This is a genomic window from Citrobacter sp. RHBSTW-00029, assembly GCF_014104295.1.
Classification (GTDB): Bacteria; Pseudomonadota; Gammaproteobacteria; order Enterobacterales; family Enterobacteriaceae; genus Citrobacter; species Citrobacter youngae.
In genome coordinates, this window is record NZ_JABXRT010000001.1 from 3,118,952 (window position 1) to 3,136,637 (window position 17,686).

Annotated in this window: 15 protein-coding genes; 6 read left to right on the plus strand and 9 right to left on the minus strand. The window is 57.5% G+C overall.

Annotated features, from left to right (window positions below; all coding sequences use genetic code 11):
• Positions 1-7 precede the first annotated feature (7 nt).
• Positions 8-970, minus strand: coding sequence for a taurine ABC transporter substrate-binding protein (gene tauA / locus HV041_RS15325; RefSeq protein WP_119921939.1), 963 nt, complete (start codon positions 968-970; stop codon positions 8-10).
• A gap of 329 nt (positions 971-1,299) precedes the next feature.
• Here tauA and HV041_RS15330 point away from each other — a divergent pair, with 329 nt between their 5' ends.
• The 6 genes from HV041_RS15330 (at position 1,300) to fbpC (ending at position 9,081) form a co-directional block, all read left to right on the plus strand.
• On the plus strand, positions 1,300-1,929 hold the full coding sequence (locus HV041_RS15330; RefSeq protein WP_005125019.1) for a response regulator transcription factor: 630 nt from the start codon (positions 1,300-1,302) through the stop codon (positions 1,927-1,929).
• The gene (locus tag HV041_RS15335) at positions 1,929-3,470 is read left to right on the plus strand and encodes an MASE1 domain-containing protein (protein WP_121584274.1); all 1,542 of its coding nucleotides are present in this window, start codon (positions 1,929-1,931) and stop codon (positions 3,468-3,470) included. The genes HV041_RS15330 and HV041_RS15335 overlap by 1 nt, the downstream gene beginning before the upstream one ends.
• Positions 3,471-3,554: 84 nt before the next feature.
• Complete coding sequence (uhpC, locus tag HV041_RS15340; RefSeq protein ID WP_121584273.1) at positions 3,555-4,847, plus strand: MFS transporter family glucose-6-phosphate receptor UhpC; 1,293 nt, start codon at positions 3,555-3,557, stop codon at positions 4,845-4,847.
• Positions 4,844-5,875: an ABC transporter substrate-binding protein gene (locus tag HV041_RS15345; protein ID WP_003021397.1), complete on the plus strand. Its 1,032-nt coding sequence runs from the start codon at positions 4,844-4,846 to the stop codon at positions 5,873-5,875. Before uhpC ends, HV041_RS15345 begins: the two co-directional genes overlap by 4 nt.
• A 69-nt stretch (positions 5,876-5,944) precedes the next feature.
• Positions 5,945-8,023 (plus strand): iron ABC transporter permease, encoded by a 2,079-nt coding sequence (locus HV041_RS15350; protein WP_121584272.1) that lies wholly within the window; start codon positions 5,945-5,947, stop codon positions 8,021-8,023.
• A gap of 11 nt (positions 8,024-8,034) precedes the next feature.
• Entirely contained in the window at positions 8,035-9,081 is a 1,047-nt protein-coding gene (fbpC, locus tag HV041_RS15355) for a ferric ABC transporter ATP-binding protein (RefSeq protein WP_121584271.1), read from the plus strand.
• Positions 9,082-9,189: 108 nt separating this feature from the next.
• Here fbpC and mmuM read toward each other — a convergent pair whose 3' ends face one another.
• From mmuM to mhpB, 8 genes are all read right to left on the minus strand, one after another.
• Positions 9,190-10,122 carry a homocysteine S-methyltransferase gene (gene mmuM / locus HV041_RS15360; protein ID WP_182294242.1) on the minus strand — a complete coding sequence of 311 codons (933 nt, stop codon included), beginning with the start codon at positions 10,120-10,122 and terminating at the stop codon, positions 9,190-9,192.
• Complete coding sequence (gene mmuP / locus HV041_RS15365) at positions 10,109-11,512, minus strand: S-methylmethionine permease (RefSeq protein WP_182294243.1); 1,404 nt, start codon at positions 11,510-11,512, stop codon at positions 10,109-10,111. Before mmuP ends, mmuM begins: the two co-directional genes overlap by 14 nt.
• 275 nt (positions 11,513-11,787) lie before the next feature.
• On the minus strand, positions 11,788-13,002 hold the full coding sequence (gene mhpT, locus HV041_RS15370) for a 3-(3-hydroxy-phenyl)propionate transporter MhpT (protein WP_048212622.1): 1,215 nt from the start codon (positions 13,000-13,002) through the stop codon (positions 11,788-11,790).
• Positions 13,003-13,070: 68 nt separating this feature from the next.
• Positions 13,071-14,084: a 4-hydroxy-2-oxovalerate aldolase gene (gene mhpE, locus HV041_RS15375; RefSeq protein ID WP_121584269.1), complete on the minus strand. Its 1,014-nt coding sequence runs from the start codon at positions 14,082-14,084 to the stop codon at positions 13,071-13,073.
• Complete coding sequence (gene mhpF / locus HV041_RS15380; protein ID WP_121584268.1) at positions 14,081-15,031, minus strand: acetaldehyde dehydrogenase; 951 nt, start codon at positions 15,029-15,031, stop codon at positions 14,081-14,083. Before mhpF ends, mhpE begins: the two co-directional genes overlap by 4 nt.
• Complete coding sequence (gene mhpD / locus HV041_RS15385; protein WP_121584267.1) at positions 15,028-15,837, minus strand: 2-keto-4-pentenoate hydratase; 810 nt, start codon at positions 15,835-15,837, stop codon at positions 15,028-15,030. The genes mhpF and mhpD overlap by 4 nt, the downstream gene beginning before the upstream one ends.
• A gap of 9 nt (positions 15,838-15,846) precedes the next feature.
• Positions 15,847-16,713 carry a 2-hydroxy-6-oxonona-2,4-dienedioate hydrolase gene (gene mhpC / locus HV041_RS15390; protein ID WP_121584266.1) on the minus strand — a complete coding sequence of 289 codons (867 nt, stop codon included), beginning with the start codon at positions 16,711-16,713 and terminating at the stop codon, positions 15,847-15,849.
• Positions 16,714-16,741: 28 nt separating this feature from the next.
• Positions 16,742-17,686 carry a 2,3-dihydroxyphenylpropionate/2,3-dihydroxicinnamic acid 1,2-dioxygenase gene (mhpB, locus tag HV041_RS15395; RefSeq protein WP_115600881.1) on the minus strand — a complete coding sequence of 315 codons (945 nt, stop codon included), beginning with the start codon at positions 17,684-17,686 and terminating at the stop codon, positions 16,742-16,744.

Sequence of the window (17,686 nt, forward strand, 5' to 3'; positions counted from 1 at the left end):
CCTCCTTTTATTGCACGAAGCGATCGGTAACGTACTGGCTGTAATCTGTCGCGACGGCGGGGACTTTGCCCTGCTCTTTGAGGAACTGCGCGGTATCGATAATGGCTTTGTTCACCGGTCCGGTCAGTTCGGCAGTCTGCTGTTGCGGCGTCAGGTAAGTGTTACCTTTCACCAGTCCCGGCACATCCGCTTCCGGCACGCCGCTTAAACGCGACAATTTGCTGATATTCTCCGGCTGCTTCAGCCACTCATCGGGATTAGCGATATAAGGTTGCTGCGCATCAATCGCGCTTTTGGCAAAGGCTTTCACCACCTCAGGATGCTTCTCGGCAAAATCTTTGCGCACCACCCACACGTCCAGCGTCGGTGCGCCCCACTCGCCAACCTTTTCAGAATCGGTTAATACCTTGCCGTCTTTTTCCAGCGCATTGACCGCCGGCGCCCAGACGTACGCGCCGTCAATATCCCCACGCTGCCAGGCGGCAATAATTGCTGGCGGCTGCAGGTTCACAATCTCCACCTGACCGGGTTTGATACCCCAGTGTTTTAACGCCGCCAGCAGGCTGTAGTGGGTGGTGGAAATAAACGGCACGGCAATGCGTTTGCCCACTAAATCTTGCGGTTTACTGATATTTTTCTTCACCACCAGCGCTTCAGAATTGCCAAGTTTTGATGCCAGCAGGAAAACCTCAATCGGCACCTGCTGACTGGCAGCGACCGCCAGCGGGCTGGAGCCAAGATTACCGATCTGCACGTCGCCGGAAGCCAGCGCCCGCACGATGCTCGCGCCGCTGTCGAATTTGCGCCAGTCAACGGTGGCCCCGCTCTCTTTGGCAAAAGTATTATCCGCCTGCGCTACTTTAGCGGGTTCGGCGGAGGTCTGATAAGCGACGGTGACGTTCACCGCCTGCGCCTGAAATGCGATGAATGCCAGTGCACCGAGAAGTGCGTTACGCGATGAAATAGCCATGATTGTCTGCTCCCCTGTCTTGTTATGGAGGCAGTATTTCGTTGCGGCACAATTTGATAAAGGAATTAAAAATTCTGGCTAAGAACAAAGCGTTTTTAGAAAAAAAGCGGCAATGGTTAGCAATTTCGCTCATTACAGAACGTAGGCCTGATAAGCGCAGCGCCATCAGGCACTGTTGCCGGATGGCGGCGCAAGCGCCTTATCAGGCCTACAACACCCGGCAAATTATTGCAATTTTGTTACATTCGTTACATAACTGCGTCTGGATGATTGCCAGCGTGGCGCTGGCAGGCATCATAGATATTCTTGTCAGGCAAAAGAGCAATATCATGATTCATGTTGTGCTGGTGGACGACCATGTGGTGGTGCGTTCCGGTTTTGCGCAATTACTCGGTCTCGAAGAGGATCTCGCCGTTATCGGCCAGTACAGCAGCGCGGCAGAGGCCTGGCCGGCATTACTGCGCGAGGACGTCAATGTTGCGGTCATGGATATCGCCATGCCGGATGAAAATGGTCTGAGTCTGCTAAAACGGCTGCGGGCGCAAAAACCCGGCTTTCGCGCCATTATTCTCAGTATTTATGACGCGCCGACGTTTGTACAAAGCGCGCTGGATGCCGGGGCCAGTGGCTACCTGACCAAACGCTGCGGACCAGAGGAACTGGTGCAGGCAGTACGATCGGTCGGTATGGGCGGGCATTACCTGTGCGCCGATGCGCTGCGGGCGTTACGCGGCGGCGAACAGCCCGCACAGGTACTGGAAGTACTGACCCCACGCGAGCGCGAAGTGTTTGAGCTGTTGGTCAAAGGCGACAGCGTAAAAGAGATCGCCTTCAAGCTCGACCTCAGCCATAAAACGGTGCACGTCCACCGCGCGAATGTACTGGGCAAGCTGCAATGCCACAGCACCATCGATCTGGTGCATTTTGCCCTCGACCACCAGCTATTAACGGGGCATTAATGTCGCGTAGCCTTCGGCATTGGGTTATTTCTCTGTTTATTCTGCTGGCATGGGGATCGGGCTGGCTGATGCTGTGGACGCTGGGGTTTTACCTGACCCACAACGGTCAGCAAGCGGCGCTGTTCCTGCCGCACGGCGTCTATCTCGCGCTGCTCATCCTGCTTTCTCGCCGTTACTGGCCCGCGCTGGTATTGCCGCCGGTGCTGATGTTGTTCTGGCTGCACAGCGAGCAATTATTGAATGGCTATATCCTGCTGGCTGCGCCGTTAATTAGCCTGATTCCGGCGAGCATCGGCCAGTCATACTGGCACCGCTTCCCGCTTTACTGGCAGCGCTTAACGCTGCTGCTGGCCGCGGTGACGCTCACCTCATTGCTCAATACCGCCCTGCTTTCACCTTTTATTCAAAGCCCGGCAACGTTAATTGGCCTGGCGTCGTTTACCGGCGGCGTGCTGCTGACGCCGTTTGTCTATCTGATCTATGAATTTTTGCGCCAGCAGCACCGCTATCATTTGCTCGGGCTGGATACCACCAATCCCCCGCTGCGCACCTCGCTTATCATCTGGTGCAGCCTGTTTTTTATTATTGGCATCGGCACCCAGATGGTGCTGTCGCCGGAGATCGAGCGCCTGCTGCTGATCGTGGTGTTCTTACCGAACGTGGTGATGGCGTGGAAATTTGGCTGGCAGGGCGGCGTGTTGTCCGGATTGCTCGGCAGTATGATGATCACCATCGCCCGGCAAATCGGCGTCGGGTTCAGCAACTTAGTGGAGCTGGAGATTTTCCTCGCCACCCAGGCGCTGCTGGGCATAGGGCTGGGGATCGCCATCAGCCGCCAGCAGCATCTGGTGCAAAACCTGCACCATTATCGCCAGCGTCTGGAAAGCGAACTGGCGGCGCGACGCGCGCTGACCGAACAGCTGATCCGCACCGAAGAAAACACGCGCAAAAGCCTGGCGCGGGAACTGCATGATGAAATTGGTCAGAACATCACCGCCATTCAAATTCAATCACAACTGGTCAAACGCGCACCGGGTCGCAAGCAAACGCTTGAGGCGGCAAATCAGATCAACGATCTTGCCCGGCGTATCCACCACTCGACCCGCCAGCTACTGCGCCAGCTACGCCCACCCGCGCTTGACGAGCTGTCTTTTAAAGATGCGCTGCACCATCTGGTGAATGAATTTGCCTTTGCCGAACGGGGTATTCACTGCCGGTTTGATTACCGACTGGCAAATACGCCTGAAAATGAAACGGTGCGCTTTACGCTGTACCGTCTGTTGCAGGAGTTACTCAATAACGTCTGTAAACATGCCGACGCCAGCGAAGTGTCGATTGCGCTGCGCCAACGGGATCACTGCCTGTTGCTGGAAGTCACGGACAACGGCGTGGGCATTCTTCCTGAAAAAATTCCCGGTTTCGGTATCCAGGGAATGCGTGAGCGGGTCAGCGCGCTCGGAGGCGAGCTGACGATCGAATCGAACAGCGGCACGCGGGTAATTGTTAACCTGCCCACAAATTTGCAACAAATTAGCCACTAACCAGGAAAAAGTCTTAGCCACTCTGGACTTTCTCTCATCCCCTTTCGATTTCACTTTCTTATAGTCAGCAAAACGGAGACGGCTATGCGTACCGACATCAACCAACAATACCGGACGCTGCGTCCACAGCTGCTGATGTGCATGGTCATCGGGTACGCGGCGTTTTACCTAACGCGCAAAAGCGTTAACTACGTGCTCCCGGCACTGCAAATGGATCTGGGACTGGATAAAAGTGATATCGGTCTGTTGGGATCGCTGTTTTACCTGACCTATGGTTTGTCGAAGTTTACCGCGGGACTCTGGCACGACAGCCACGGGCAGCGCGCATTTATGGGCATTGGCCTGTTCGCTACCGGCATCCTGAACGTGGTGTTCGCGTTTGGTGAATCGCTGACGCTGCTGCTGGTGGTCTGGACGCTGAACGGATTTTTTCAGGGCTGGGGCTGGCCGCCCTGCGCTCGCCTGCTGACCCACTGGTACTCGCGCAACGAACGTGGATTCTGGTGGGGCTGCTGGAATATGTCGATCAATATCGGTGGCGCCGTTATCCCACTGATTAGCGCCTTTGCCGCCCACTGGTGGGGCTGGCAGGCAGCGATGCTGGCACCGGGGATTATCAGCATGGCGTTAGGTATCTGGCTCACCCTGCAACTGAAAGGCACGCCCCGGGAAGAGGGATTACCGACGGTTGGGGAATGGCGGCATGATCCGCTGGAGCTGCGCCAGGAGCAGCAAAGCCCGCCGATGGGACTGTGGCAAATGTTGCGCACCACCATGCTGAAAAACCCGATGATCTGGCTGCTTGGCGTGTCGTATGTACTGGTTTATTTAATCCGCATTGCGCTCAACGACTGGGGCAATATCTGGCTGACAGAAAGCCACGGCGTGAATTTGCTCAGCGCCAATGCCACGGTGATGCTGTTTGAGGTCGGCGGCTTGCTCGGTGCGCTGTTTGCCGGATGGGGATCGGATCTGCTGTTCAGCGGTCAGCGTGCGCCGATGATTTTGCTGTTCACGCTGGGGCTGATGGTCTCCGTCGCCGCGCTATGGCTGGCGCCGGTGCACCACTACGCGCTACTGGCTGTCTGTTTCTTTACCGTGGGCTTTTTTGTGTTTGGCCCGCAGATGCTGATTGGCCTCGCAGCGGTGGAGTGCGGACACAAAGCAGCGGCAGGTTCAATTACCGGTTTTCTCGGGCTGTTCGCCTATCTGGGGGCCGCGCTGGCGGGTTGGCCGCTGTCGCTGGTCATAGAACACTACGGCTGGTCGGGAATGTTCAGTTTGCTCTCGGTTGCCGCTGTCTTTATGGGTTTATTGCTGATGCCACTGCTCATTGCGGGCATTACCCCTTCTCTCAGTCAAAGGATAAAACAATGAAACTGACGCTTACCTCTACCCTGATTGCTTCCGCGCTGACGCTGGCGGCCTTTAGCAATGCAGCTCAGGCGCAGGGCCGTCTGGTGGTGTATTGCAGCGCCACTAACGAGATGTGCGAAACCGAAACCAAAGCCTTCGGTGAAAAATATGATGTGAAAACCTCATTCATTCGCAACGGCTCGGGCAGTACGCTGGCGAAAGTGGATGCCGAGAAGAAAAATCCGCAGGCGGATGTCTGGTACGGCGGTACGTTGGATCCGCAGTCCCAGGCCGGTGAAATGGGCCTGCTGCAGCCGTATAAATCACCCAATCTCGAACAGATCATGGAGAAATTCCGCGATCCCGCGAAGGTGAAAGGCAATCTCTCCTCGGCGGTTTACGTCGGTATTCTGGGCTTTGGCGTCAATACCCAGCGCCTGAAAGAGAAAAACCTGCCGGTGCCAAAATGCTGGAAGGATCTGACCAAACCGGAATACAAAGGTGAAATCCAGATTGCTGACCCGCAAAGCTCCGGTACCGCCTACACCGCGCTGGCGACTTTTGCCCAGCTGTGGGGTGAAGATCAGGCCTTTGACTACCTGAAACAGCTCAACGCCAACGTCTCTCAATACACTAAATCAGGCATTGCCCCAGCGCGTAACGCCGCCCGTGGCGAAACGGCGATTGGCATTGGCTTCCTGCACGACTACTCGCTGGAAAAAGAACAGGGCGCACCGCTGGAGCTAATTTCACCGTGCGAAGGTACTGGCTATGAGATCGGCGGCGTTAGCATTCTGAAAGGCGCGCGCAACCTCGACAACGCCAAACTGTTCGTTGACTGGGTACTGTCAAAAGATGCTCAGGAGCTGGCGTGGAAGAAAGGCAAGTCCTATCAGATCCTGACCAACACCACCGCCGAGACGTCGCCTAACTCGCTGAAACTCGACGATCTGAAGCTTATCAATTACGACATGGATAAGTACGGCTCGACCGACGTGCGTAAAGCGTTGATCAATAAGTGGGTCAGCGAAGTGAAGATGGGTAAATAAACCTACATCGGCGATCATTTGCCGGGTGCGGCGTAAATACCGCATCCGGCCTGGAATACCGGAACCGCTATGTCACACACACTTGCACTCCATCCCGTGAAAAAACGGGATGCGATATTTCTTTGGGTTTTGCTTGGCTGGCTGGCGTTTGCCCTGTTGCCAAGCTGGAGCCTGGACTACGGTCTGCTGGAGTCGACAGGCGAGGAAATACTCGCCGCCTACGGTTGGTCACAGTTCAATATCAGTTGGTTATGGTATCTGCTGCCGAGCCTGCTACTGGTGCGTCCGTTCCATGAGGCCAGGCGCGAACAGCGCGGCCGCCATTATCTTGATGCGGGCTGGGCTTTTTTCTGTATGGCGTTTATCGTCGCCAGCGCGACTCTTGAGGGGCGTGGCTTAGGCTATGCCACCATCGTGCTATTTATCGCACTTGGCGCGATCATGACCCTGGCGCTCACCCGTCTGGAATGGCTGGGCGGCGACCGTTTCGTCATCGGCTCGCTCACCGCGATTGTCGCCCTGATCGGTATTTTTATCGTCTGGCCGAGTATCGCGATTTTTATTCCGATGTTCACCAACGACGCCGGGGAATTTGCCCCGCTGGCGTTTATGAATGTGCTGTCTCAGGCGCACATCATTCAGGTGATCCTCAACTCAATTATGCTGTCGATTGCCGTCGGCGTCGGCTGTACCTTCTTTGGTCTGGTACTGGCTATCTATACCACCCGGATCGCCAAACGCAGCGCTATTATCGGACGAATTTTCTCGATTCTGCCAATCGTCACCCCGCCGTTTGTCGTAGGTTTAGGCGTCACGCTGATGATGGGGCGCTCCGGCTATATCACCGAATTTATGGTCGAATGGTTTGGCTTAACCAACACCAACTGGCTGTACGGTTTTACCGGCATCTGGCTGGCGCAGGTGCTGGCCTTCACTCCGATGGCGTTTATGATCCTCGACGGAGCAATCAAAACCATTCATCCGTCGCTGGAAGAGGCCTCTTACACTCTGCGCGCCAGCCGCTGGCAGACCTTTAACGGCGTGTTTGTCACGCTGCTGAAACCCGCGCTGGCGAACGCCTTTTTGATTGTGGTTGTGCAGTCGCTGGCTGACTTTAGTAACCCGCTGGTGCTCGGCGGTAACTTCGACGTGCTGGCAACGCAAATCTACTTCTACATCACCGGTTCGCAGCTCGACTACCAGGCCGCCAGTACGCTGGGTGCATTCCTGCTGCTGTTCTCGCTGCTGGTGTTCTGCGTGCAATATATGTGGATTGGTAAACGCTCATACGTCACCGTTTCCGGTAAATCCTACCGGGGCGACGTGCAGCCGCTGCCGGTGACTCTGGTATGGAGCGTGGTCGCGCTGCTGGCGGTGTGGATTGCCTTTAACGCCCTGTTGTACGGCAGCATTTTCTACGGCAGTTTCACCGTTAACTGGGGCGTGGACTACACCCTGACGTTAGCGAACTTTACCAAACTGTTCGGTCAGGGGATGAGCGACGGCGCATGGCCTTCACTGCTCGACACCCTGCTCTACGCCGGGATTGCCGCGCCGATCACCGCCATCTTCGGCCTGCTGATCGCCTGGGTAGTCGTGCGCCAACAGTTTAAGGGCAAGAAGACCATCGAGTTCACCACTATGCTGTGCTTTGCCGTTCCAGGCACCGTCGCGGGCGTATCGTACATTCTGGCCTTTAACAGCGCCCCGGTTTACCTCACTGGTACGGCGGCGATTGTCATTATCTCGATGGTAATGCGTAACGTCCCGGTCGGTATCCGGGCGGGCATCGCGGGCTTAGGTCAAATAGATAAATCGCTCGATGAAGCCTCGCTCAGCCTGCGCGCCGGTTCCTTGCGTACCATTACGCACATCCTGCTGCCGCTGCTGCGCCCGGCGATCCTTTCGGCGCTGATTTACAGCTTTGTGCGCGCCATTACCACCGTCAGCGCCATTGTGTTCCTCGTCACGCCGGATACCCGCGTGGCGACGGCCTACATCCTGAACCGCGTGGAAGACGGCGAATACGGCGTGGCAATCGCCTACGGTTCCATTCTGATCGTGGTGATGCTGGCGATTATTTTCATCTTTGACTGGCTGATCGGTGAATCACGTACCTCCCGTTCAAAAGCCAAAAACCAGGCGTAATGGAGCGCACTATGACTCAGAAACATTTCGTTGAACTGCGCAACGTCACCAAACGATTTGCCAGTAATACGGTTATCGACAATATCAACCTCACCATCCCGCAGGGGCAAATGGTCACGCTGCTCGGCCCGTCCGGTTGTGGTAAAACCACCATTTTGCGCCTGGTCGCCGGGCTGGAAAAACCGAGCGAAGGGCAGATTTTCATTGATGGCGAAGACGTCACCCATCGCTCAATTCAGCAGCGTGATATCTGTATGGTGTTTCAGTCCTATGCCCTGTTCCCGCATATGTCGCTGGGAGAGAACGTGGGTTATGGCCTGAAGATGCTCGGCGTATCCCGCGCTGAGGTGAAAGCCCGTGTCAAAGAGGCACTGGCGATGGTCGATCTGGAAGGCTTCGAAGAGCGCTATGTCGATCAGATCTCCGGCGGTCAGCAACAGCGCGTGGCGCTGGCGCGCGCATTGATCCTCAAGCCGAAAGTGCTGCTGTTTGATGAGCCGTTGAGTAACCTCGACGCCAACCTGCGTCGCAGCATGCGCGACAAGATCCGCGAACTGCAAAAGCAGTTTGATATCACCTCGCTGTACGTCACCCACGATCAGAGCGAAGCCTTTGCGGTTTCTGATACCGTGCTGGTGATGAACAAGGGGCACATCATGCAGATCGGCTCACCGCAGGATCTTTACCGTCAGCCCGCGTCGCGCTTTATGGCGAGCTTTATGGGCGATGCCAACCTGTTCCCGGCCACCTTCAGTGACCAATACGTTGATATCTACGGCTATCACCTGCCGCGCCCGCTGCACTTTGGTACGCAAGGCGAAGGTATGGTCGGCGTGCGCCCGGAAGCGATCACGCTCAGCGATCGCGGCGAAGAGAGTCAGCGCTGCGTGATCCGCCACGTGGCCTATATGGGCCCCCAGTATGAAGTCACGGTGGAATGGCACGGGCAGGAGATCTTATTGCAGGTCAACGCTACGCGTTTACAGCCGGACGTCGGCGAGCAGTATTATCTCGAAATCCATCCGTACGGCATGTTTGTTCTGGCGGATGCGGCATAACGTTTTGTGGCTTTGTAGGCCGGATAAGGCGCTTATGCCACTATCCGGCAATGCCTGATGCGCTGCGCTTATCAGGCCTACAGTGAACGATGTAGGCCCGATAAACTCTCAGCTTCGCGCTTTTAGCGCGGCAATATCCGCAGGCGTGGTGCGACAGCACCCGCCAATCAACCGTGCGCCAGCGGCCTGCCACTGCGGCAGATAATCCGCCAGATGCGCACAATGCTCACCGTGATGATGCCAGGTTTTGCTCGCGGCATCGTACTGCTCACCCGAATTGGGATACACCACCAGCGGCAGCGCCGTTAAACCGTGTAAATGCTGCAACGCGGCGGTGGTGTTTTCCAGCGCAATGCAGTTAATCCCTAACGCCACCACCTGCGGATAATCCGCCAGCAACGCGACTACGTCACGCAGCGGTGTACCGTCGCTCAGGTGCTCGCTGTCGCGCAGGGTAAGCGAGAACCACGCCCGTGCGCGCGGATACGCGGTCAACAACTCAGCCAGCGCGCCAATTTCGGCAAAATTTGGCAGGGTTTCACAGGCCAGCAGATCGGCCCCGGCATCCAGCAAGGCTTCCACGCGCGGGCGGTGAAACGCCTGAAACTCTTCAGCGCTACGTTGGTAATCACCACGGTATTCAGAACCATCCGCCAGATACGCGCCGTAAGGCCCGACCGATCCTGCTACCAGCAGCGTGCCCGCCTGCGGGTTCTCGGCCAGATACGCTTCACGGGCTTTACGCGCCAGCTCCACGCTTTTACCAATTAGCGCTTTCGACTGCGCTTCATCCAGGCCACGGGCGGCAAGCCCCGCCTGTGTCGCCTGGTAGCTGGCGGTAATCGCACACTGCGCCCCCGCCCGGTAGTAATCGAGATGGACTTCGCGGATAAGCTCCGGATTTTCGACCAGCACTTTGGCTGACCACAGGCTGTCGGCTAAGTTACAGCCACGCGCTTCCAGCTCCGTCGCCATCGCACCATCGAGCAGCAGGAAATCCTGTTTATCAAGGATGGCGCTTAACGGATTATTCTGCGACATGTTCGGGCTCCTGTTTGGCTTTACGCGGTTGGGTAAGGAAATAAGCACCATAACACACTGCCACAAACGGTAACCCGCACCACAGCGCAATTCTCTGCGCTGGATCGAATGCCAGCCCGACACAAGCCACCAGGCACAGCACAAATCCCAGTACCGGCACTAGCGGATACCACGGCGCGCGATAATGCAATTCACTCAATGCCTTACCCTGCTGCAGATGACGGCGGCGAAAGACAAAGTGCGAAGCGCAAATGCTCAGCCACACCGCCACCACCGCGAACCCGGAGATTGCCGACAGCGCGACAAATACCGTGTCCGGGGCCACCACGCTGGAAAACAGCGCCAGCACGCCGCCGAGCATACTGACCGACAGCGCCGTCAGCGGCACGCCGTTTTTCGTCACTCGGGCAAAACAGGCTGGCAGCGTGCGTTCATTCGACAGCGACCACAGCATGCGCCCGGAGGCATACAGTCCGGAGTTCGCCGCGGAAAGAATAGCCGTCAGGATCACGAAGTTAAAAATATCGGCGGCGTACGGAATCCCCACCTTCTCAAACACCAGCACAAACGGGCTTTTCTCCACGCCCGCCTGCTGCATTGGGATCAGCGCCGCCAGCACAAACACGGTGCCGATAAAGAAAATAATCAGTCGCGCGATGGTAGTACGAATCGCCACCGGAATAACCTTGCGCGGGTTTTCTGTTTCTCCGGCGGCAATACCGATAAGCTCAGTTCCCGAAAAAGCAAAATTCACCGCCACCATCGTCATCAGGATCGGTAAGCCACCGTGTGGGAACCAGCCTTCCGCCGTGATATTAATCAGTCCAGGCGCGGGCGAGCCATCCTGCATCGGGATAAAACCAAAAATCGCCGCCCCGCCGAGGATGATAAAGGCGATGATAGTGACCACTTTTACCAGCGAGAACCAGAACTCCCCTTCGGCAAAAAAGCGCGTGGAGATGACGTTTAGACCAAAAATAATCGCGCAGAACACCACACACCAGACCCATACCGGTACCTGCGGAAACCAGTACTGCATACAGAATCCGGCGGCGGTAAAACTCGAACCCAGCGCCACAGTCCAGGTCAGCCAGTAGAGCCAGGCCACGGTATATCCCGTTGCAGGGCCAAGATAACGCGCAGCATAGACGTGAAACGCCCCGGTCTCCGGCATCGCGACCGACAGCTCGCCCAGACACTGCATAACCAACCAGACTACCAGCGCGCCAATCAGATAGGCCAGCAGCGTTCCCGCCGCCCCGGTGGTGGAGATGATGTACCCGGTATTGAAGAATAACCCTGTGCCAATCACGCCACCTAAGGAGAGCATAATCAGGTGACGCGTTTTCATTGTGCGCTTCAGTGGCGCATTTTGTTGTGTTGTTTGCATATAACCTTCTGAACGTATGGACATCTAAACATCCAAAGAAGATTTGTTATACCGCGTTTGTTAACAGAATGCAAAGTCAACCCTGCACCAGGCGCAGATGCCCGCGCCGGGCGCTTAATGTCGGGTGGGGATTAATAATCAGATACAAAAAGGGTCGCCAGCTCATAACGCCTCCGTTGCCAGGCTTTATGTAAACTCTGGCAACGTCCTCACCGACTGGCGTTCACCCGGAAGTGGGAACCGTATCTCCCCCACTCATACCACCGAATGAGCGCTTAAGCACCGCTGGCCGGGACCGGCATCTGCGATTTGCGGTTCATCAGAATAAATACCGCCAGGCCCGCCACTAAAATACCCGGCGCAGAAGCCGCCATCACGCCTACCGTTCCGGTGCCGAGCGCTAACATTTTCCCTGCCAGCAGCGGACCACTCATCGCGCCCAGACGCCCGACGGCGACAGCGGTACCCACGCCGGTGGCGCGGATCTGCGTGCTGTAAAACAGCGGTGCCAGCGCATACAACACGCTTTGCCCCCCGGTGGCAAACATCCCCGCCACAAATCCCGCCATCAGCATGCCGCTCAATGACGATACTGTGCCCAGCGCCAGCAATGATGCCAGCATCCCGGTGTAGATCAAAAGTGACATCACCACCGGACGCAGTTTGTCCATCAACGCCCCGAGAATTAACGTCCCGCTGGCCGCGCCAATTTGCAGGGCAAACATCACGCCCGCCGCCTGCGAGGGCTGAAAGCCCTGCCCGACCAGCAGCATCGGCAGCCAGTTGATCAGCATATACACCACCAGCAGGGTGAAGAAATAGCACAGCCACAGCAGCAGCGTGGCTGTCGCGGTGGTTGGCGCAAACAGAGCCCGCAGCGGCGCGGCAGCCACCTGCGTTTGTTGGGCGTAAACCTGCGATTCCGGCAACCAGCGCATCAACAGCGGTACCAGCAGCAGCGGGATCACCCCGCCAACCCAAAACACCGTTTGCCAGGCAGAGGCCAGACCGCTAAACCCGAGCGCTGCCGCCAGCGCCGCGCCAATCGGCACACCGCAATACATCAGGCTCACCGCCGTACCACGAAAACGCGGGCCCGCCGCCTCGGAGGTCAGCGCGATCAGGTTCGGTAACGCCGCGCCCAGCCCGACGCCGGTCATCAGACGAGCAAACACCAGCGATGAGAAATCCCAGGATATCGCCGTTGCCAGCGAGAACAGACCGAACAGCGCCACGGAGGCAATAAGAATGCGTTTGCGGCCATAGCGATCGGCCAGCATGCCGCCCACCAGCGCGCCGGGCAGCAGTCCGAGAATGCCCGCGCTGAAGATCCAGCCCATCTGCATTTTATCTAATGCAAACGCATGGGCGATACCGACGGCAGCGATCCCGGCGGCCTGTAAATCCAGCCCTTCCATCAGGGCGACTAAAAAACACAGCCCGACGGTCAACGTCAGGCGGGATGAGGATGTGGGGGTACGGGTAGTCATAAGATGTACCTCTGAGGTCACGATGCAGGTGAATCGCGGCTGATACGTTGCCAGCCGCGTAATCATTTTTATTTTCTGTTGCGCAGATCCAGCGCCACGTCGACGATCATATCTTCCTGGCCGCCCACCATCCGGCGTTTGCCCAGTTCAACCAGAATATCTACCGCGCTCATGCCATACCGCTCCGCCGCCACTTCGCAGTGGCGCAGGAAGCTGGAGTACACGCCGGCATAGCCCAGCGCCAGCGTTTCACGATCCACCCGCACCGGACGGTCCTGTAACGGACGCACCAGATCGTCGGCGGCGTCCATCAGCGCATACAGATCTGTGCCGTGCTGCCAGCCAAGCTTATCTGCCGCGGCGATAAACACCTCCAGCGGCGCGTTGCCTGCGCCTGCGCCCATACCGGCCAGGCTGGCATCGATGCGGTCACAGCCCTCTTCCACCGCGGCAATCGAGTTCGCCACGCCGAGGCTCAGGTTGTGGTGGGCGTGCATCCCGGTTTCCGTCTCCGGTTTCAGCACCGCTTTCAGGGCGCGGAAGCGGTCACGGATATCAGACATGTTCATCGCCCCGCCTGAATCGACCACATAGATACAGGTCGCACCGTAGTTTTCCATCAGCTTCGCCTGCTGCGCGAGGTGCTCCGGCGTGGTCATATGGCTCATCATCAGAAAGCCGACGGTATCCATGCCAAGCTCACGCGCATACTGAATATGCTGGGCCGACACGTCCGCTTCGGTGCAGTGGGTCGCCACGCGCACGACGCGCGCCCCAGCCTGATATGCATTTTTCAGGTCATGAATCGTGCCGATGCCCGGCAACAGCAGCGTGGCAATCTTAGCGTGCTTGACCACGTCCGCCGCCGCTTCAATCCACTCCAGGTCGCTGTGCGCGCCAAAGCCGTAGTTAAAACTGGAACCCTGCAGACCGTCGCCGTGCGCCACCTCAATGGAATCGACCCGTGCGTCGTCCAGCGCTTTGGCAATCTGGCGCACGTTTTCCAGCGAATATTGATGACGAATGGCGTGCATGCCGTCGCGCAGGGTCACGTCAGAGATATAGAGTTTTTTACCGTTCATGCTGCTTCTCCTGCCTGACGAGCTAGGGACTGCGCCATCTTCTCAGCGGTCGCCAGCGCACTGGAGGTCATAATATCGAGATTGCCCGCGTAGGCTGGCAGATAGTGCGCCGCGCCTTCCACTTCCAGATAGACGGCGGTTTTCAGCCCGGAGAACTGACCGATGCCCGGCAGATTGACCGGTTTATCCTGCGGGATGACTTCAAACTGGACACGCTGTTTCAGACGATAGCCCGGCACGTACGCCTGCACCGCCGCCGCCATCTCATTAATCGATGCTTCAACTTCAACCTCAGAGGCCGCTTCGCTCAGCACATACACCGTGTCGCGCATCATCAGCGGCGGCTCGGCCGGGTTAAGGACGATAATCGCTTTACCTTTTGCCGCGCCGCCAACCACTTCAATCGCCTTCGAGGTGGTTTCGGTAAACTCATCGATATTAGCGCGCGTGCCTGGACCTGCAGATTTACTGGCGATCGAGGCGATAATTTCGGCGTAATGGACTTTTGCCACGCGAGAAACCGCCGCCACCATCGGGATAGTCGCTTGCCCGCCGCAGGTCACCATATTGACGTTCTGTTGGTCAACGTTAGCGTCCAGATTCACCACCGGAACGCAGTACGGGCCGATTGCCGCGGGCGTCAGGTCGATCAGGCGGATCCCCGGTTTAGCAGCACGCAGCGCGGCGTCGTTTTTCACATGCGCGCCCGCGCTGGTGGCGTCAAATACGATATCGATATCGGCAAACTCCGGCATCGCAATAAGCCCCATCACCCCTTCATGGGTAGTGGCGACGCCCATACGACTGGCGCGCGCCAGACCATCAGATTCTGGATCGATACCGACCATCACCGCCATTTCCAGATGTACGCCGTGACGCAGAATTTTTATCATCAAATCGGTACCGATGTTGCCGGAGCCGATAATGGCAACTTTACGCTTACTCATGACTGACTTCCTTTTGTAACCGCCGCTGAAAAAGTGGCGGCAACTGAACCAATACCGTCGATATGGGCCTCGAAACGATCGCCCGCATTCACCGCCACCATCGGGCCTAACGCTCCGGTGAGAATGATATCTCCGGCGCGCAGCGGCTCGCCGAGGCTGGCCATTTTGCGCGCCAGCCAGACGGCGGCGTTGATCGGATGTCCCAGGCATTCGCTGCCGCGTCCGCTGGAAACCTCTTCGTTGTTGCGCGTCATTTTCATCGCGCAGTTTTTCAGATCTAACCCTGCCGGACGCTGTGCCGGACCGCCGACCACATACACGCCACAGGAAGCGTTATCCGCCACGGTATCAACAAACTTGATTGACCAGTCACAGATACGGCTGCCGACCACTTCCAGCGCGGGCAACACCCATTCGATGGCGTTGTACAGCTCGTCAAAAGTGGTGTCGGCATTGGGTAGATCGCGGTTCAGTACCAGCGCGATTTCCGCTTCAATGCGCGGTTGCAACACGCGCTCAAACGCAATGGTGTCGTTATCGCCGTAACACATGTCGGCAAACAGCGTGCCGAAGTCCGGCTGATCGACGCCCAGTTGCTGCTGCACTTTCGGGTGCGTCAGCCCTACTTTGCGCCCGACCACGCGCCGCCCACGCGTCACCTCGTACTGCACGTTGATGCGTTGAATGGCGTAAGCCGCTTCGCCGTTGTCCACGCCGATCAGTTCACGCAGCGGGGCAATGGCTTCCCTTTTTTCCTCCGCCTGACGTAAATCGGCGGCTAACTGCTCAAGATTATGATTCGTCATATCCGTTCCTTAAGGGCGTGCGAGGAAATTCAGCACCAGCTGGTTAAAGGCATCCGCATGCTCCCACTGCGCCCAGTGCCCGCAGTCGCGGTAGATATGCAGCTCAGAACCGGCAATTCCGGAGAGCAGGCGCAGACCGGCATCCATCGGCACAAAGCGATCATTGCGTCCCCAGACAATCAGGGTCTGGGCTTTGATTTCACCCAGACGCGGGCTGAAATCCGGGAACTGTTTCGGGTTGGCCTCCAGACTCTGGACAAAGTTTTCCAGGTGATCGCGACGCGACAGCATGTTATTCAGGCGTGCCTCAAACAACGCCTCGGTCAGGTCGCTGGTGTCGAAGACAAAGATCTCCATCATCAGCTTCAGGTTCTCGATAGTCGGCTCGCGGTATAGCTGATTCAGCCGCTTGATACCTTCGGTCGGCATCGGGGTAAACAGACTCATGCCGCCCGTTCCGCCGCCCATTAGCACCAGTTTGCCCACGCGCTCCGGCCAGCTCAGGGTAAACGCCACAGCACTGTGGCCGCCCATCGAGTTGCCCAGCAGGTGGATTTTCTGAATATCCAGTTGATCGACTACGCTTTTCAGGATGCGGGCGTTGAGATCGGATCGCGAACCGCGGTTAACGATCCCATCGCTTTTACCCCAGCCAGGACAATCCAGCAGGATCACCCGGTATCCGGCCTGTACCAGCGGATCAATATTGCGGCTGAAGTTTGCCCAGCCCGTCGCGCCAGGACCGGAGCCGTGCAGCAGCACGACGGTCTCTTCGCCCTGTCCACAGTCATTGAAATGCACGCGTAGTGTTTCGCCTGCTTCCTGCACCTCCAGAAAACGACTGGTAGCGGCTTCGGTTTGCGGTTGGTAAGTCATGGTTTTCTCCTGCATATTCAGTTCTGTTTCAGTTCTGTGTGGTGGCGCTCAGGGAGCCGAATCCGGCGATCCACTCCGGGATCGGGCGGTAATAACGGCCTTCGCTGCGCCAGTTGCCAAATGCAGAAATGGCGGCGAAGGCGGCAACCCAGGTTTTTACTTCGTGCGTTGATTTGCCCGCCATCGCGGACAACTCTTCGTTACTGACCGCGTCCAGCTCCTGCAAACGCCCCTGCTCAAGCAGGCTCATAAAGCGGTTATCCCAGACAGGGTTCAGCGGATGCAGCGTGTTTTGATCGGCCACGAATTTCTCGGCGGCGCTGATCACCCGCTGCTGGCGCAGCTCGCGCTCGTTTTCGGGCAGTTGTTTACCGCTGCCAAGCAGACGGTCGCGCATATGAGCATCGGCCTTCGCCAGCTCCGGTACCGGCGGCTGATGCGACAGCCCGCCGGAGCCTAAAAACAGTACGCGTTTATTCAATGAGCTGGCGAAACGGCCAATCGCTTCCCCGAGCATGCGGGTACGCTGAAAGCCTGGCAGCGGCGTGGCGACACCGTTAATAAACACCGGCAGCACAGGCACCTTATCCAGCCCACCAAGCAAGAACTCCAGCGGCTGGGCGAAACCATGATCGACCTGCATGTTGTAGGACACGGCGAGATCGATGCCGCTTTTCATCACCGCGTGGGCGCAGGCTTCAGCGAGATCTGTCGGCACCGGCAGTTCCCCCGCCGCGCTGCCGAAATCGCCGATCGCCGTGGCTCCCACGCCTAAACAGAACGGCGGCATCACATCGTAAAAAAAACCGTTGTAGTGATCGGGGGCAAACAGCACCACCAGTTCAGGGTCAAACGCCGCAATGCGCGCCCGGGCGCTGGCGATCACGCCGTTGACCTCGTCGAGCACAGCCTGTGCCGGGTCGACATAGCCCACCAGCGGCGAGTGGGAAAGACAGTGAAGATAAGCGTGCAT

Excerpts from the sequence above, each read along its gene's own strand:
- mhpC (WP_121584266.1), bottom strand. The coding sequence starts at position 16,713 with ATGACTTACCAACCGCAAACCGAAGCCGCTACCAGTCGTTTTCTGGAG.
- mhpE (WP_121584269.1), bottom strand. The coding sequence starts at position 14,084 with ATGAACGGTAAAAAACTCTATATCTCTGACGTGACCCTGCGCGACGGC.
- HV041_RS15345 (WP_003021397.1), top strand. The coding sequence starts at position 4,844 with ATGAAACTGACGCTTACCTCTACCCTGATTGCTTCCGCGCTGACGCTG.
- HV041_RS15350 (WP_121584272.1), top strand. The coding sequence starts at position 5,945 with ATGTCACACACACTTGCACTCCATCCCGTGAAAAAACGGGATGCGATA.
- tauA (WP_119921939.1), bottom strand. The coding sequence starts at position 970 with ATGGCTATTTCATCGCGTAACGCACTTCTCGGTGCACTGGCATTCATC.
- mhpB (WP_115600881.1), bottom strand. The coding sequence starts at position 17,686 with ATGCACGCTTATCTTCACTGTCTTTCCCACTCGCCGCTGGTGGGCTAT.
- HV041_RS15335 (WP_121584274.1), top strand. The coding sequence starts at position 1,929 with ATGTCGCGTAGCCTTCGGCATTGGGTTATTTCTCTGTTTATTCTGCTG.
- mhpF (WP_121584268.1), bottom strand. The coding sequence starts at position 15,031 with ATGAGTAAGCGTAAAGTTGCCATTATCGGCTCCGGCAACATCGGTACC.
- HV041_RS15330 (WP_005125019.1), top strand. The coding sequence starts at position 1,300 with ATGATTCATGTTGTGCTGGTGGACGACCATGTGGTGGTGCGTTCCGGT.
- fbpC (WP_121584271.1), top strand. The coding sequence starts at position 8,035 with ATGACTCAGAAACATTTCGTTGAACTGCGCAACGTCACCAAACGATTT.
- mmuP (WP_182294243.1), bottom strand. The coding sequence starts at position 11,512 with ATGCAAACAACACAACAAAATGCGCCACTGAAGCGCACAATGAAAACG.
- mmuM (WP_182294242.1), bottom strand. The coding sequence starts at position 10,122 with ATGTCGCAGAATAATCCGTTAAGCGCCATCCTTGATAAACAGGATTTC.
- mhpT (WP_048212622.1), bottom strand. The coding sequence starts at position 13,002 with ATGACTACCCGTACCCCCACATCCTCATCCCGCCTGACGTTGACCGTC.
- mhpD (WP_121584267.1), bottom strand. The coding sequence starts at position 15,837 with ATGACGAATCATAATCTTGAGCAGTTAGCCGCCGATTTACGTCAGGCG.
- uhpC (WP_121584273.1), top strand. The coding sequence starts at position 3,555 with ATGCGTACCGACATCAACCAACAATACCGGACGCTGCGTCCACAGCTG.